Source organism: Nostoc parmelioides FACHB-3921, from assembly GCF_014696625.1.
GTDB lineage: Bacteria > Cyanobacteriota > Cyanobacteriia > Cyanobacteriales > Nostocaceae > Trichormus > Trichormus parmelioides.
Genome location: NZ_JACJQL010000032.1, coordinates 69,702 through 85,130, shown reverse-complemented (window position 1 = coordinate 85,130; position 15,429 = coordinate 69,702). Strand labels below are relative to the sequence as shown.

At 40.7% G+C, this 15,429-nt stretch carries 10 protein-coding genes and 1 pseudogene; 3 read left to right on the top strand and 8 right to left on the bottom strand.

Translation table 11 applies throughout. The features are described 5' to 3' along the window. The first annotated feature begins 309 nt into the window (after positions 1 to 309). Complete coding sequence (locus H6G14_RS19975; RefSeq protein WP_190569054.1) at positions 310 to 1,968, top strand: alpha-amylase family glycosyl hydrolase; 1,659 nt, start codon at positions 310 to 312, stop codon at positions 1,966 to 1,968. 200 nt (positions 1,969 to 2,168) lie between these two features. On the opposite strand, the gene nifH is transcribed toward H6G14_RS19975, so the two are convergent. Continuing rightward, positions 2,169 to 3,062, bottom strand: coding sequence for a nitrogenase iron protein (gene nifH, locus H6G14_RS19970; RefSeq protein ID WP_011321148.1), 894 nt, complete (start codon positions 3,060 to 3,062; stop codon positions 2,169 to 2,171). A gap of 1,514 nt (positions 3,063 to 4,576) precedes the next feature. Here nifH and H6G14_RS19965 point away from each other — a divergent pair. Next, positions 4,577 to 4,780, top strand: a pseudogene (locus H6G14_RS19965) (high light inducible protein). Between the two features lie 296 nt (positions 4,781 to 5,076). On the opposite strand, the gene H6G14_RS19960 reads toward H6G14_RS19965, so the two are convergent. The 6 genes from H6G14_RS19960 to H6G14_RS19935 form a co-directional block, all read right to left on the bottom strand. Continuing rightward, positions 5,077 to 6,159: a serine/threonine-protein kinase gene (locus H6G14_RS19960; protein WP_190569053.1), complete on the bottom strand. Its 1,083-nt coding sequence runs from the start codon at positions 6,157 to 6,159 to the stop codon at positions 5,077 to 5,079. Positions 6,160 to 6,394: 235 nt separating this feature from the next. Continuing rightward, positions 6,395 to 8,629, bottom strand: a complete 2,235-nt coding sequence (locus H6G14_RS19955; protein WP_190569052.1) for a glycoside hydrolase family 57 protein — start codon at positions 8,627 to 8,629, stop codon at positions 6,395 to 6,397. A 136-nt stretch (positions 8,630 to 8,765) separates the two neighbouring features. Next, entirely contained in the window at positions 8,766 to 8,996 is a 231-nt protein-coding gene (locus H6G14_RS19950; RefSeq protein WP_010995481.1) for a NifU family protein, read from the bottom strand. Between the two features lie 348 nt (positions 8,997 to 9,344). Next, positions 9,345 to 11,102, bottom strand: a complete 1,758-nt coding sequence (locus H6G14_RS19945; protein ID WP_190569051.1) for a sensor histidine kinase — start codon at positions 11,100 to 11,102, stop codon at positions 9,345 to 9,347. A 182-nt stretch (positions 11,103 to 11,284) separates the two neighbouring features. Continuing rightward, entirely contained in the window at positions 11,285 to 11,521 is a 237-nt protein-coding gene (locus tag H6G14_RS19940; protein WP_010995479.1) for a hypothetical protein, read from the bottom strand. Between the two features lie 809 nt (positions 11,522 to 12,330). Beyond that, positions 12,331 to 13,140, bottom strand: coding sequence for a hypothetical protein (locus H6G14_RS19935; protein WP_190569050.1), 810 nt, complete (start codon positions 13,138 to 13,140; stop codon positions 12,331 to 12,333). 248 nt (positions 13,141 to 13,388) lie between these two features. On the opposite strand from H6G14_RS19935, the gene H6G14_RS19930 reads away from it, so the two are divergent. Continuing rightward, a complete protein-coding gene (locus H6G14_RS19930; RefSeq protein WP_190569049.1) occupies positions 13,389 to 13,661 on the top strand; it encodes a hypothetical protein in 273 nt (90 codons plus the stop codon). 366 nt (positions 13,662 to 14,027) lie between these two features. Here the strand turns inward: H6G14_RS19930 and H6G14_RS19925 are convergent, their stop codons facing one another. Further along, on the bottom strand, positions 14,028 to 15,389 hold the full coding sequence (locus H6G14_RS19925) for a cation:proton antiporter (RefSeq protein ID WP_422394086.1): 1,362 nt from the start codon (positions 15,387 to 15,389) through the stop codon (positions 14,028 to 14,030). Between the last annotated feature and the right edge of the window lie 40 nt (positions 15,390 to 15,429).

Below are 15,429 nucleotides of genomic sequence, written 5' to 3'. Positions count from 1 at the left end.
CAAGATTTAGGCGTAGTCAAAGCCCTACGAAAACCAGTCTTCAAGCTGGATCTATCCCCTTTTCCTGCACCCTCTTGACAAATGTGCAATTACTTTAACCTCTCACGGATGTGACAGTAGACAATGTATTTTTGTCGAAACATCATCATTTAAATATTTGAGTCACCAATAAATAATCTATTGATAGAGTAGACCATCCATCTGCTGATAGAGGAAGTATAAAACTAATTATTTCCTACGACCGATTTGCAAATCGATTAATAATTTAGAAAATACTTAATACTAGCATTTTATATTTTACTGATTTTTATGGCAAAGCCCATTGAATTTACTTTATTTGCACCCTATAACAAAGGAGCAGCATTAATTGCCTCATTTTCCGATTGGCAAGAAATTCCTATGCAAAAAGGTGATGATGGTTATTTTCGCACAACCGTTGAATTAGAAGATGGTACATATCAATATAAATTTCGTGTACAAACAAGATCATGGTTTTTTGAAGAAGATCAATGGGTCGATGTTACAGACCCTTATGCTACTGATATTGATGAATTAAGTGGTAAAGATAATGGCATCATCAAAATAAAAGATGGTGAAAAAATTGTTGATACATATGTTTGGCAACATGATGATAAACCTTTACCTGCTGACCATGAATTAGTCATATATGAATTACACGTAGGTGACTTTTCTGGTGGAGAGGATGACCCCTATGCACGGGGTAAATATAAGCACGTTATTGAAAAATTAGATTATTTGTGTGAATTGGGTATCAATGCTATTGAGTTATTACCAGTAAAAGAATATCCAGGTGATTATAGTTGGGGTTATAATCCTCGCTATTTCTTTGCTACCGAATCCAGCTATGGTTCTACAGCTGATTTGAAAAAATTGGTTGATGAATGCCATCAACGAGGTATTCGCATCATTATGGACGGGATTTATAACCACTCAGAAGCATCCAGTCCATTAACACAAATTGACCATGACTATTGGTATCACCATGAACCCCGCGACCCTGATAATAACTGGGGGCCAGAATTTAATTACGAACACTATGATGAAAATTTAGAGACTTACCCAGCAAGAAAATTTATTGGTGATACAGTCAGATATTGGGTCGGAGAATATCATCTAGATGGCATTCGCTACGATGCTGCAAGGCAAATAGCCAACTATGATTTCATGCACTGGATTGCTCAAGAAGCCAAGAACACTGCCGGGGCAAAACCATTCTATAATGTTGCTGAACACATCCCAGAAACCACCAGCATTACTAATCTAGATGGGCCTATGGATGGATGCTGGCATGATAGTTTTTACCACACCATTAAAGCTCATATATGCGGTGACACCTTCGATTTAGAAAACCTCAAAGATGTCATTGACCCTAAACGTCAAGGTTTCTTGGGTGCAACTAATGTTGTGAACTATCTCACCAACCATGACCATGACCATATTATGGTGGAGCTAGGTAATCGAGAAATTTTTCACGACGAAGCTTTTAGAAGGGCTAAACTAGGAACTGCGATTTTAATGACAGCTGTTGGTGTACCTTTGATTTGGATGGGAGAAGAATTCGGCGAATATAAACCCAAACAACAAGACCAATCTAAAATTGATTGGACACTCTTAGGTAATGATCTTAATCGTAGTTTGTTTGATTATTACAAAGGATTGATTGGGTTACGTAAGAATAATCACGCCTTGTATACCGAAAATATTGATTTCATCCACGAAAATCCAGAAGCCAAGGTATTAGTCTACAGCCGTTGGAATGATGAAGGTTCTCGTGTGGTAGTGGTGACGAATTTCTCCAAAGATTTCCTCGCCGGCTATCATGTCCCTAATTTCCCCTCTGGTGGTACATGGCATGAGTGGACTGGCGATTATGATGTTGAAGCTGGTGATGATGGTATCATCACTGATATCGGGCCTTACGAAGCCAAGGTATTTGTTTGGCATTGACATAGCACAGTATCTATAGGGTGGGCATTGCCAGCCAAAAGTATGATACCGTAGGCGATGCCCTACCTATATTTCAGCAATCAAATGCTCATCCTAAAAAGGATAAGTCAGACATTATACCAAGTGAAAATTCAAATGTTATAACCCCGACTTGTTAACAAGTCGGGGTTATAAACCCTATCAGAACTGCATCACATTACTTACTTAGATTTGCTTTCTGAAGTTGTAGCAATCATTTTTGCAGCATTTTCTTCACTTTCGAGAATACCGAACTCAATCAGCAACTCTTCTAATTCTTCCATTTCAATTGGGGTAGGAATCTTCAAGTTTTCGTTGTTGATGATTTTGTTAGCCAAAATCCGGTATTCGTTACCTTGGTTGCTGTCAGGTGCGTATTCGTTAACTGTCATCCGGCGCAACTCAGCGTGTTGAACAATGTTGTCGCGGGGTACGTAGTGAATCATTTGGGTGTTCAAACGTTTTGCCAGAGTTTCGATAAGTTCGATTTCTCTGTCAACGTTACGGCTGTTACAAATCAAACCGCCTAAACGTACACCACCAGTGTGTGCATATTTCAAAATACCACGAGCGATGTTGTTAGCAGCATACATCGCCATCATTTCGCCTGATGTGACGATGTAGATTTCTTGCGCTTTATTTTCGCGGATAGGCATTGCGAAACCACCGCATACAACGTCGCCTAATACGTCATAAGATACGAAGTCAACGTCTTGGTAAGCGCCGTTTTCTTCTAAGAAGTTAATGGCGGTGATGATACCACGACCAGCGCAACCTACACCGGGTTCTGGACCACCAGATTCCACGCATTTAACGCCACGGAAACCAGTCAACATTACTTCGTCAAGTTCGAGGTCTTCTACTGCACCACGTTCAGCAGCCAAGTGAAGAACGGTGGTTTGAGCTTTGGAGTGGAGCATCAAACGGGTGGAGTCAGCTTTAGGGTCGCAACCTACGATGAGGATGCGTTGACCCATTTCTGCCATAGCTGCCAAGGTATTTTGGGAAGTGGTAGACTTACCAATACCGCCTTTACCGTAGAAAGCAATTTGTCTAATTTTCTTGTCGATACTCATGATTTTTGTTTTCCTTGCAATGAATGTAAATGCAATGTTCTAGAGTAAATATGGGTCAGAGGTTGCGTAGATAAGGATTTGTATTGAAGAAAGATTGCAAGTATCACCAAAAGCACGGTCAGATAATTTCCTGAAATGAAGTCGGAGTTTTAGAGTGGCTTCTAGAAATTCCTATTCAGACAAGTTGTATCTGCTCATGCAGAGCAAAGCTTAGTTAAGCTGGACATATGTATTGCAGGTTATTGTGATAAATCACCATCGGTTGCTCAGGCCTTAAGAGTGGCTACAGTGGCAATTTAAATTTATCCAGGTTTTATTCCTGAACCCAACTAACCAAATTTGCCATCCACTCCGAATGGTTTTTACAAGTTTCCTGCACTTGTATATGTCATCAATACTTAGTAATTCTAAGTCTGCTCTTTTTTGGGTAATTTCTAGCAAATATTCCCTGCAAAATCACTCAGATGGCTTACTATTTATGCAGGTAAATAAATATCTACCTACAGCAGTCAAGCCGTACATCAGCAACCCCTAAAACTACGATTTGGGCAATGTATTGGTGATTATTGTCAATATGCTGAAATTCCTAAATCTTGGAGAACGGTTATCTACTATTTATTGAGTTTACTTGGCAAAATAAACAGTTTCCAGAACATAGTTGGCGGATCAAAAGAGTTAGTTTTTCTGGCGCTATGTTCAGTGACCGTTCTGATTTCTTTGGGATTGCCAGCTTTTACTAAGAGTCTTTCTTCCCAGGCTCCTAGAGTAATTTACACTGGCTTGTAATACTAGCAATGTGAGGCAATTTTCACTGGCTATTATTACCACAGCCAGTTATCATTGACTTCAAGTTTTTACTGAGGCTTCTATCCTTTTTACCTGGATAAGTTCTATCGCTATAAAAAATCATAACGATATTGAAGTGGATTTACCAGAGCAAAAGGACTTTATTGAGTTGCCCCAATATTTATCTTGAAGTCTTTTCGCTTGCTTACTTTTTTGATTCCTATTGTCAGCTTAACACAGGTTTATTAATTTATTGAATGAATATCAAATTATTTTTTATAGCCATATATTACGGCAGGATGATTTGATTTTCGGTAAGTATAATAAACTTAAAACCCCCTTACATAAGGATTACAGCTTGATTTTTAATTAAAAACAAAGGCGAAAATTTATATTTTTTTGAGAATTGAAGCTATCAATTAGTTCTAGGTTGACAGTTTTCGGATTGAAGAAAATCTTGCGGAACTTTTGATATTTAGTTTTTGTGAGATTTGAACTTAATATGTAAATTAAATTTTCTTATTTACCTGCAAATGGCTTACTTATCAAGGATAATATAGTGGACACCCGTATAGGAGATGATAATTGATATCTGCTTTTGTTATACTTATTAGCCTTGAGATTTACTTCTCAAGATTTACTTAATATTTGACTCTACGGATAGATAATACTAGGAATTTAAGTAAATACGATAAAAACCATAGTTATATTTTTTGGAAAATTTAACAATGGAACTCTATCCTAGCGATAAGACTGAAACCGCATATAATGGCAAAGATCGTAATGCTTTTGAGTTTGGATTTACGCCTCAGTCTTAACTTTGGAATGGTCGTTTAGCTATGCTTGGTTTTCTCGCGTATTTACTTTGGGATTTAAATGGCTATAGTGTAGTGCGGGATCTACTTCACTTAGTCGCCTACAATGCTGGCTAGGCTAATACTATTCAAGTAAACCTAAAGTAGTTTTATTGCTTTAGCCTAATGCACCGTATTATGTAGCGGTGTGTTGGGTACTCGAATTCTCTTCTGCATCAGCAATCATCTCGATATCTGCATTTAATGCACTAAAAATAGTGCATGATGAAGAGTGACTTCATTGTAGCAACTGGGGTTGTGCGATCGCCCGCCGTGAAAGTTACAAAACCACAGCCTTGACTAAGAAACTTGAAAACCAGCGTAAATGAGTATGTCCGCCGAGTAGCAGTGCCTTTATCCCTAGAGACTGTGTATTATACAGACGAAAAATGCTGTAACGAACGTTGTAACTGTTTTTGTTGAAGTTTAGCTTTCCATTCACGAATAGCGATCGCTGTTCTGGCTACGGATGGGACGTATTTCTCGGAAGTTTCTACTTTTGTTTGGCGTTTATTATTTAATGGTTGGCTAGTCAAACAATCTCTAAAGTTGGGTAAATCCCTTTCTTTATTCAAAGCCTCAATCACATCCTGTGGTTTTTGGAAACGCTCGTCTAAGGAAAATTTCACCATTTTGCGAATAATCTTGGCAAAATCATTGCTAACTTTGACGTAGTTATACCAGCATACTTCCCCAGTTTTGCTGTCATTTTCCATTTCTAAAGGTGCTTTGCCAGTTAACAGATAAATACAAGTCATACCCAAGGCGTAAATATCACTTGCATAAACCGGACGTAACGAAAACTGCTCCGGTGGTGCAAATCCCGTTGTCCCCACGAAGTTGGTGTGAGCATTTTGATTAAGCGAACTTATACCCACATCAGATAATTTTTCCTTAACTGCACCAAAATCTATTAATACTATGCGGCCATCGTCTGCACAACGCACTATATTTTGCGGTTTAATATCTCGGTGAATTACTTGATTTTGATAAAGATATTGCAAAATTGGCAGTAATTGGCGTAAAAATTGTTTAACTTCTGCTTCTGTTTTTGTACCATGATGTCTGACTTCTTGTGCCAAAGTATAGCCCCGCACATATTCTTGCACTAAATAAAGCTCCCCATCGCCTTCAAAATAGTTGAGGAGCATAGGAATTTGCGAGTGGCTGCCAAGTTTAGCGAGAGTTTTGGCTTCTTTTTCAAAGCGTTGACAGGCATTTTGCCAACTTTTAGCACTAGTAACTTTAGGACAAAGCTGTTTAATCACACACAAAGGATTTCCGGGTAATACGGCATCCCTAGCTAGAAATGTGATTCCGAAGCCGCCTCTACCTAATATCCGCAATATCTGATAGCGATCGCAAAATAGCTCCTTGGAACTACACATTTGCGCTAGCTGATTCTGCTGCAAATTGTACCGATGTAAATTTGTAATATTGCCCGAAAAACGATTCATAGCCTAACAATAGCTACTTTGTGATGTTATCAATCTAACCACAAAAGTTTTTCTGTGCCAGTAGCATTACGGCAACTTTGCAAAATTAATATTTATTGGATGGTGGAGAGTCTGGCAAGTGTAGGTTTTTTATAAAGCTATGGGTGATGACCATAAAACTCAGGACATCATCATAGTTTCATTAATCCCTACACTCTAAATCAGTGAGATTTTATACCCGACTCCCCATTGCTGTTTACGGCACCTCAATCGGAATCAAAGTATTTTCCGGTAAATATTTACTAAAACGTCCCTCATCAGCAAGTACTAAAATTAGCCGCAGAGGATAATCTGGCGGAACTTGTAAATCTGCCCAGGGTATTGCTACTTCTAAACAATTTTCTAAAGCGACTTGAGCGCGGCTGAAACGAGGATGCCATTGATAATTTTCTGCTGCTTCCCGAAATTGAATTGATTGGGTCAGCAAGTTAATTTCCAAATGATGATGGAATAGATAATTCAGTGGGGCTGTATCCGGTACATCAGCTAAAGGAATCGGACTATTGTGCATTGTTTGATCTGGATAAAACCACAACAGGTTTAACTCTGGGGGCAAACCATGTCCAGGGGTAACACCGCTTTTAAAATCTACTCGCAAATAGAAATTCAAGTGATCTACCCCATACCATAGGCGCTGAACTATGCTGCTGTTGTGCATCGTCCCCCTCGCCCCACCAATTTCTATCCGTCCCGCTTTGTCCCAATCTTGCTCATCTCCTCTGCCATCGATTACAGGATGAATGAAGCCTTCGGGGGAATGATCTGCTCTGGCTGCATGAACCTCCACTGGATGCTTGAGATATGCGGGTATGGGTTCATTCAAAGCTTTATAGATACCACACAAATGTTCTCGAAATAATTGGTCAAAAATGGCATCTTGATTTGAGGAATGTCCTTCCCCAAACCACCAAAACCAGTCTGAACCTTCGGCCGCATATAAAGCTTCCCAAGCTTCGGGGTTATTTTCTTCTGTTGCTTCGGGATGATTTGCCAGCATGATTCTTGCTTCGGTGAGGTAATCCCAAGCCCGATTTTTGGCAGGATCACCAATCCAGGTGGTAAAACTGCCATCAACCCAGGAACCGCTATGTAGTTGTTCTGCGGGAATGGTGGCTGTGGCGGGAAATTCCTCGATAAATTCGGAGACAGTAACGAGTTTGATATGGGGTTCGTTGCTTAAACTTTGATATAAAGCTTCTAGGAATGGTTTGCCATCTTGGGGGTAAAATTCCCAGCAGTTTTCGCCATCTAAGGCAATGGTCACTAACCAAGGCTGTTCACTTGGTCGCTCTCGTTGCATTTTGGCGATCGCTTGTAGGTGTCCCACTAAGTCGGCGGCTGCCTGTTTGGCGGGCATTGCCCCATAGGTAAAGCCAATTAAATCTGATAATCTGTGATCACGGAAGACGATCGCCAAATCTCCGGCTGGAGTTGCTAGGCGATAAGGTCGATACAACAGTTCTGGCTGCTGTACATTCCCTGCCCCATCCCGATGAAAGAAGTGTTTTAGTGTCCACCCCAAGACTGCTTCATCCGAGCAAATCCACTGGAATCCTTGTTTAATAATATACGGTAATATATCTGGACTAACGGACTGTTCAGACGGCCATAAACCCTTTGGTTCCTGCCCAAATCTTTCTGTATATAGTTCCCAAGCTTTTCTTAAATGACGAGGAATATCTTCTGACCACTGAAACCGAGACTCAGGTAAAGCCATATTTGGCACAGCCACCCGACCAGAATTAGTATCAGCTAACAAAGGCAAAATCGGGTGTGTGTAGGGTGTGGTGGTAACTTCTAATTGCCCCGATTCCTGCATTTTGCGGTGCTGAGGAATGATCCGGCTGAGAATATCACGTTGTTTGGAATAAATGCGCTGGCGATCGCCTAAGGTAAAGTTACGCCCCTGCTGTAACCAAGCCGCAATTTCTGGATCATCCCAAAACAGTGGGTCTATCCATGCCAAATTGTGCCACGCCAACAAATCGCTGTAATCTGCTAATTGCCAATTTGCCAAACACCAAGACGGCCCTTTTTCCTGCCTTTGATAGTACAACTCGGCATAACGAGGATGAGGGTCAATCAAGGTGTGGTGATTAGCATCAAAAAAGTGCTGAATGATAAACTCTCGTTGCGGCTGAGTTAGTTGGTCAGTTGGTGTCAGGCTCGCTTTGAGGTAAGGGTCAAACGCTGTACCAGCAATATAATCTTCCAGTTGCAGAATTAAGGAAGGAACTAAGTTTACTGTTTGATGTAATTTTGGATACTTTTCCAAAATTAGTATTAAATCTAAATAATCCTTTGTACCGTGTAAGCGCACCCAAGGCAGGCGATATTGCTGACTAGAAGGCGCTGAGGGGCTGCTACCAGGAGATTTATACAATGGCTGATGTTGATGCCAAATAAAAGCAACGTATAGCGGATGAGTCATAGGGTCTTAGGGATTGGGTGTTGGGGATTGGGTATTGGGGATTGGGTATTGGGTGTTGGGTGTCGGGGATTGGGTAAATTGCCTTTTTCCTAATCCTTCAGTCCTTGCCTAGTCCCCAGTCCCCAGTCCCTGTTCCCTAAATTACCTGTTCAACTTCGGCAATTTCAGGAATCATTTCCCGCAGACGGCGCTCAATACCCATTCTCAGAGTCATGGTAGAACTAGGACAAGAACCGCAAGCACCTTGTAAACGTAATTTAACAATAGGCCCATCGAGTTCTACAAGTTCCACGTTACCACCATCAGAAATGAGGTAAGGGCGCATTTCATCTAAAACAGTTTCCACGTTGTCAATTGTTAGTTCCATTGCTTGATACCTAGTAAATTAACAAAGTTTGTGAGATAGGAAACATTTGGCATCGGCTATTTTTCCTCTACCTATTTTTCTATATCCCACTCAAAATTTTATTTTGCAGCTTGATTAAATCGATCCTAGATCCAATTGTTGCCAAATTGTGTTTTATTCTCAGTTGCTTAATGCGATAGTCATGAACACATAATATTCCTGCATAGCAAATCTGTGATTGCTTATAGGGGTTCTGGGGTATAGGGGTATAGGGGTAGGGAGTGTAAATGTTTAAAACCCTTACACCCTTACACCCCTACACCCTTACCCCCAGCCTCAACAGACAAACTGGCTGCATAAGCCCTAGATTTAACCAATGCACTCAGCGTCAGTGTCGTTAGAAGAAAGCATAACTGGCTGTTGGTATAGAGGTACGGTGAATGTGACTGTCGAACCAAGTCCCTCACCAAGACTGTAAAAATGTACTTCCCCACCCATCGTCTCTACAAGTTTTTGGGATATTGCCAGTCCCAAACCTGTACCACCATACTGACGGGTGCGGGAACCATCTACTTGAGAGAATAATTGAAATAGTTTATCTTGCTGGTCTAAAGAAACGCCAATACCTGTATCGGCTATCCTCACTCTCACCATACCGGGAAAGTTCTGTTCTTGGAGTTTCCCTTTTTTCAGAACAACGTCGGCAGAAACGGTAATGCCACCTTCGTGGGTAAATTTAATGGCATTCCCGACTATATTTAACATGACTTGTAAAAGCCGTTGGTAATTGCCTTGCACAACGATTTCATCGGAGGTTGGTGGCAATTGCATTCGGAAGCTGAGGTTTTTGACCTCTGCTTGTGGGCGCATAAAATTATCTACATCAGAGAATAGTTCTTCCAGCTTGATGGGAGCGCATACTAACTCCATTTTGCCAGCTTCAATTTTAGCTATATCTAAGATGTCGTTAATAATGTTGAGTAGATGTAAAGATAATTGATGAGCTTCTGATAAAAACTGATTTTTTTCTTCGGCATCGTCTGCCATGCCTTCTAAAATCAACTTGAGGAAACCAATCATCCCATTCAAGGGGGTGCGGATTTCATGAGAGACATTAGCGAGAAACTCACTTTTGAGGCGGGAAGCTTCTTCAGCTTTTTGTCGTGCTGCTTCTAATTCTTTATATAAAGTAGCATGAGCGATCGCTGTTCCCAACTGATCTGCTACTTCTTTAGCTAGTTCTAGTTCGGCATTGGTTAAGGGATAACATTCGTGCCGTAAATTAATCGCAATTAAGCCATTAGCTTGGTCTTGGTAACAAGTGGCTACTACTAAAATTTTCTGTTGTGGGCAAAGTTTATAACCAGGAACTTCCATAATGATTGGTTCCAAGGTTGTCAACGCCTGAGCAAAAGCTGGTTCAGAAGTTACATCTATTTCTAAACCCAGCATGGAAGGACGGTCTGGTTGATGATATTCGGCAATTACTCGCACTTTGGAGCTAGAGGGCTGGTAAGGACAAATAATACAGCGCTCTAGTCTGAGTGCTTTACCTAGACTGTCAACTGTTTGTTGCCAAATAACGTCTAAATCTAGTGTCCGGCGAATATTTCTGGTAATTTTATTTACCAATTTTTGGTGTTGCTGCGATCGCGAAGCTAGGTCTGTTTGTGTAGGGGTAGTAATTGCTACGTTTACCTCTTGGTTATTCACTTTAACTTGTAATAACCTTCCCATTACCAAGACTGTAGTGGCAGCAGTTCCCAAAGGGGGAATAATCGGCGTGATAGCCAGTTCCAACTCAAATAGATTTTGATGGCAGCTAAACCAGCAAGAGAACTTTTCTGGAGCTGAGTTAGCCATAACATGGTGCAGTCTTTTCATGTAAGAAACTTTGTCCAATGGGACAAAAATTTCCTGTCCATTACCATCGCATACTATTTGCTCTTGGTTGAAACCCAAAAGTTCACTTTTCTGCCAATAAAAGGACAGGTAACGCCCCACTCCATCCTGCACATATACCAACTCAGCACCGAGGGTTGCTAATAATCCATCAGCCTTGTGGTTCATCGATTCTAGATTTTGGGGAAATCTATTTGGTAATTGGGAATTGGCAGTAATAGTCATTACGTTGAATCGAGTTGGATGGACTAATGGCAACTCAAAACAGTCTTACTAAGGCTGGGCAAAGCTTGGCGTAAAATTTGACCAATTTTACATACTGAGTATTGCGTATTGTAACTGTTCTGGTATTTAGATAGACAAACTTTACATTTTTAGACTTTATCTTTACAGCCTATTGATGAAAGTTAATCATTCCATTCTCCACGAGGTGGAACTGGTACGCGATTGGGACTGCGTGTCAGTTCATCATCTCTGAGAGCTTCACCCCGTAACCATTGACGAATGGCTACTTCAATCACTTTGCTGGGGTCGTTAGTTAGGTGCTGAATTTGCTCCAATAACTCCGAATCCAGTTGGACAGCGATTTCTACCTTATCGGCTTGGCTTGACTCCGCATCGGTAGCTCTTTCTTTCATATTCATAGGTTTATATACTCAGAAACTGTCTTGTCACAAGCTTTATAAAGCAGTTGCATTGACTGTTCGGGTATTTTACTGACAAATATTAAAAGTTTATAGTTACATAGTTCCCCGAAATTTCACTAAACTAACATCATTCAGATAGCCAGTGGCAATTTTCTTTGAACTTTCTAGACAATCAAGCTAGAAGTTTTGTCAGTAAACCAGAGATTCCGAGCAAATACGGGTGGTATTTGCCCATCATATCTACACTATGTACTTATATATATTCATTGTACGCTTCAGGTTGATGAATACTAGCAGAGAAAAATAGACTTTATAGAGATTCTTAAAAAGTCTGTGAGTAATCTTTAAATTCGGCCTGGGATTTGGGGAGGGAGGGGTCGCCAAAGTGTAGATTTTTGATAAAGTAACTGGTGATCAATGTAAAGTACCCGCAATAATTCCAGTTTTATCAACTCTTAAACTATGCAGTTCCTTGGGATTTTGGTATGGAGATGCTTGGTGGGGTCGTTGAATGCTGATACTTAAGGAGGTAAGCGCGATCGCCTAATTTGGAAGATGAGGCGATCGCTCAATCTAGTTGTATAAATCTCGCGTTCCTATGTCCGCTTCATGACAAAGCGTCAAAACATACATTTATTAGGGACTTCCAGAAAATAAATTATCCAATGTTGATAGCAAAGACGATGAGAAGATTCTTTCTGCTGCTGCTTGCTGCCCCTTCTCACCAAAGTGATGGAATCTTTTTTTAGTTGCAAGTCCCTTAGAGTCAGGAAACAAGGAAAGCCAAGGAGCCTGAAGAATAACTATTATCTCTCTAAGGCTGCGTATTTCATCAGATGAGACAAGAAATGTTGAGAACCGATCTGTAAATCACTACTATTAAGCGCTATCTTGTTCTGCCATTTTATTTGAGGTGGAAATTTTAGTAAATCTTTCACAGATTTATATAAATTTGATGCAGGTGAATATAATTTCATAAAAGTAGACACAGACTTTTGAATTTCAACTTCTATTAAACCTGAATTTTTTAATTTACTACCCTCAATAATGCCATCAAAACGTTTACTAATAAATGTTTTTATATGCTCTGTATACTGAATTTTATCGTAATCAAAAATAGCCTGTGAAATGGTAGTTTGCTGATCTAAATTAATCATCAATCCGACTAAGTAAGCAGCAACATTAGCGGTAAAATCCGAGTCACTAGCCAGTCCCATCAGTACTTTTTCCAGGGTCATGGCATTTCTTTTATCAGATTGAGAGCGATAAAATATAATAGCAGAGCCAATATCACCAGCCCATGAGGTATGGTCAGCAGTCCAACTGGTTAAGTCAGATTTTTGAATTCCTGGTTGGTTGATTTGGTCTGACAGTGAGGCGATGAAATGAGCAAAGTCAGTCATTTCACCACTTAATAATAAATGTTTGTTGAGTCTGCCTTGAAATTCTCCTACCATGTATTTTTGCTTATATCCCGTGGCTACAGTCCATAACTTACTTGTGTATTCTGATTTTGTATAACCACGTAAAAGATTAGCGATTTCATAAGCCGATTTGCCCAAATTTTCACTTTCAATTTTTTTAATAAAGCTTAATATTTCTTGTAAGTCCGTCATAAATGTCCCCTGTTGATTTCAGGAATGGTGATTTTTATAAAATAATCTACCCAGTCTGATTGTGAATTTCCGCATTTGTATTGAGTTAAGGGAGTCTCCCAAATAAAATCTAAGGACACCCAGTTTTATGTGAAAAAGTGTGAAAAGAGAAAAAGCCAAGGTTTGAACACTTCCTTTTCTTCTAGGGATTTTCAACTCATACCTTGAAAGTTATTTTGTGATGTAAATTACCAGCACTTACAGACAATATGGAAATTAAAGAAATTAAAAAACCTTACAAGCCAAGAACTCAAGACAACGAAACTAGAAACTTTCAACACGTTAAAATACTAGACTGTAATCAACCAGTCAGCAGAGTCATTTTTGAATGTTGGCACTGTAAACAAGGGTTATTAAGTGAGGTAGAAGGAATTTCTCCCCAAGTTTTAGAACTCACTTGTCCCAGTTGTGGTAGAACCGCAATCAGGTTGATGGCTAATAAGGTACTATCAACAACAGCTATCCCTTCACCCTGGAACTAAAAAGCACCTGCTTGTACAAGATAAAGACTCCCCTTACTTTCGGTAGGGGAGTTTTAAAAGTTTTTTCTCATAAAAAATCCATTTAACAGTTAATAACTAGCTTCTTTTGTTGTTTGCTTAGGCTACAGTCTACTTAATAGGAAAGAGTGTTTTAAGTTCATTCATTATTTCTTCTCCTGTTATTCTTATCTGAGCTTGACTACTAAGTAAGCAAATTTGCCTTCCTATTCATCGTAGGTTGTGAGTTCATATATTCAATAAAAAGGGAAGTCAGGGCTGCCATCGGCAGCCCTGACTTCCCTTCCCCTATAATAATTATCATTCTTATACATTGGGGATTTTATTGCTTGGAACTCCCTAAAACCGTTACTCACTTGCTGTTTCTACAGGTGTGGTAGATTCTGGGATGGGATTCGTGGATGAACCAAAGGCAACTCGTAAAAAAGGTGGAGCCAGAAAAGTTGTCAAAATTACCATGATAATAATTGACACCTCCAGAGGCTTATCTAAAATGCCGCTAGCTGAACCGATGCCGGCAAACACTAGACCTACCTCACCTCGTGGAATCATCCCAACCCCGATCGCCACTCGATTGATGCCGGGTTGTCCAAACACTGCCCAACCTGTGATCAGCTTACCAATAATCGCCACACCCATCAAAAAGACAGCAATCAATAGTCCTGCCCGATTCTCCGGTACCGCAGGGTTTAAAACACCAAGGTCGGCACGCGCTCCCACCGTCACAAAGAAGATGGGTACCAGTAAATCGGCGATCGGTTTGATTAATTCATCTAACTCGTTCCGGGCATCGGTTTCATCGAGAACCAAACCTGCTGCAAAGGCACCCAAAATCGCTTCGAGATGAATGGCGTTCCCTAAAAATGCCATAAAGAAAGCGAATATAAATGCGGGAATTACAATATTTCCACGGGTTTTGAGCTGCTCTACGATCGCCACAAAGCTTTTGTTAAAGACACCACCCAACAAAATTGATCCAATCAAAAATGCCGTAGCGCTGACAATCAAGTAAATGACATTGGCAACATCAATCTCACCTGTTTTGGCTAAACTGGCGACTACAGCCAGGACAATAATACCGAGGACATCGTCAATCACCGCCGCGCCAACAATGATTTGCCCTTCTTTGGATTTGAGTTGACCTAACTCTGACAAAACTTTAGAGGTGATGCCGATACTTGTTGCCGTTAACGCGGCCCCCGCAAAAATCGCTGGAATTGCTGCGACATGAAAGAGCAGCATTAACCCTGCCGTGCCTGCCGCAAAAGGTGCAGCGACTCCGACACAGGCAACAACAGTGGCTTGAATTCCCACTTCTTTCAGTTGCCGCAGATCGGATTCCAGTCCAATTTCAAACAGCAGAATAATCACGCCGATTTCAGCCAAAACCGAAATCACTTCACTTTGCGACTCAAAGATTCGGGTCAGCGCATCCGGTGCCAATTGATTCAACCCTTGCAGCGCCTTCATAATTACCGAGTCAGAGGCAGACAGCCCCCCTTCAGGAAAGATCACCAGGTGCAACGCCGAAACGCCGACAATCACACCGGCGACCAGCTCCCCCAGAACGGGCGGAAAATCCAAGCGTCTAGCTACCTCTGCGCCGAACTTGCTAGCCAGATAAATCACTACCAGCGTCAGCAGTACACCAGACAGAATAATGGGTGAATCCTCAGCAACAACGGTTGCCAGGAATGGTATCGGAGTCATGAGAGCGGACATACCCCCACTGAAAGGAGGCAGAATGTTG

What these genes read in the sequence shown, in the direction of transcription:
- H6G14_RS19975 (WP_190569054.1), top strand. Translation starts at nt 310, where the DNA reads ATGGCAAAGCCCATTGAATTTACTTTATTTGCACCCTATAACAAAGGA.
- nifH (WP_011321148.1), bottom strand. Translation starts at nt 3,062, where the DNA reads ATGAGTATCGACAAGAAAATTAGACAAATTGCTTTCTACGGTAAAGGC.
- H6G14_RS19960 (WP_190569053.1), bottom strand. Translation starts at nt 6,159, where the DNA reads ATGAATCGTTTTTCGGGCAATATTACAAATTTACATCGGTACAATTTG.
- H6G14_RS19955 (WP_190569052.1), bottom strand. Translation starts at nt 8,629, where the DNA reads ATGACTCATCCGCTATACGTTGCTTTTATTTGGCATCAACATCAGCCA.
- H6G14_RS19950 (WP_010995481.1), bottom strand. Translation starts at nt 8,996, where the DNA reads ATGGAACTAACAATTGACAACGTGGAAACTGTTTTAGATGAAATGCGC.
- H6G14_RS19945 (WP_190569051.1), bottom strand. Translation starts at nt 11,102, where the DNA reads ATGACTATTACTGCCAATTCCCAATTACCAAATAGATTTCCCCAAAAT.
- H6G14_RS19940 (WP_010995479.1), bottom strand. Translation starts at nt 11,521, where the DNA reads ATGAATATGAAAGAAAGAGCTACCGATGCGGAGTCAAGCCAAGCCGAT.
- H6G14_RS19935 (WP_190569050.1), bottom strand. Translation starts at nt 13,140, where the DNA reads ATGACGGACTTACAAGAAATATTAAGCTTTATTAAAAAAATTGAAAGT.
- H6G14_RS19930 (WP_190569049.1), top strand. Translation starts at nt 13,389, where the DNA reads ATGGAAATTAAAGAAATTAAAAAACCTTACAAGCCAAGAACTCAAGAC.
- H6G14_RS19925 (WP_422394086.1), bottom strand. Translation starts at nt 15,389, where the DNA reads ATGACTCCGATACCATTCCTGGCAACCGTTGTTGCTGAGGATTCACCC.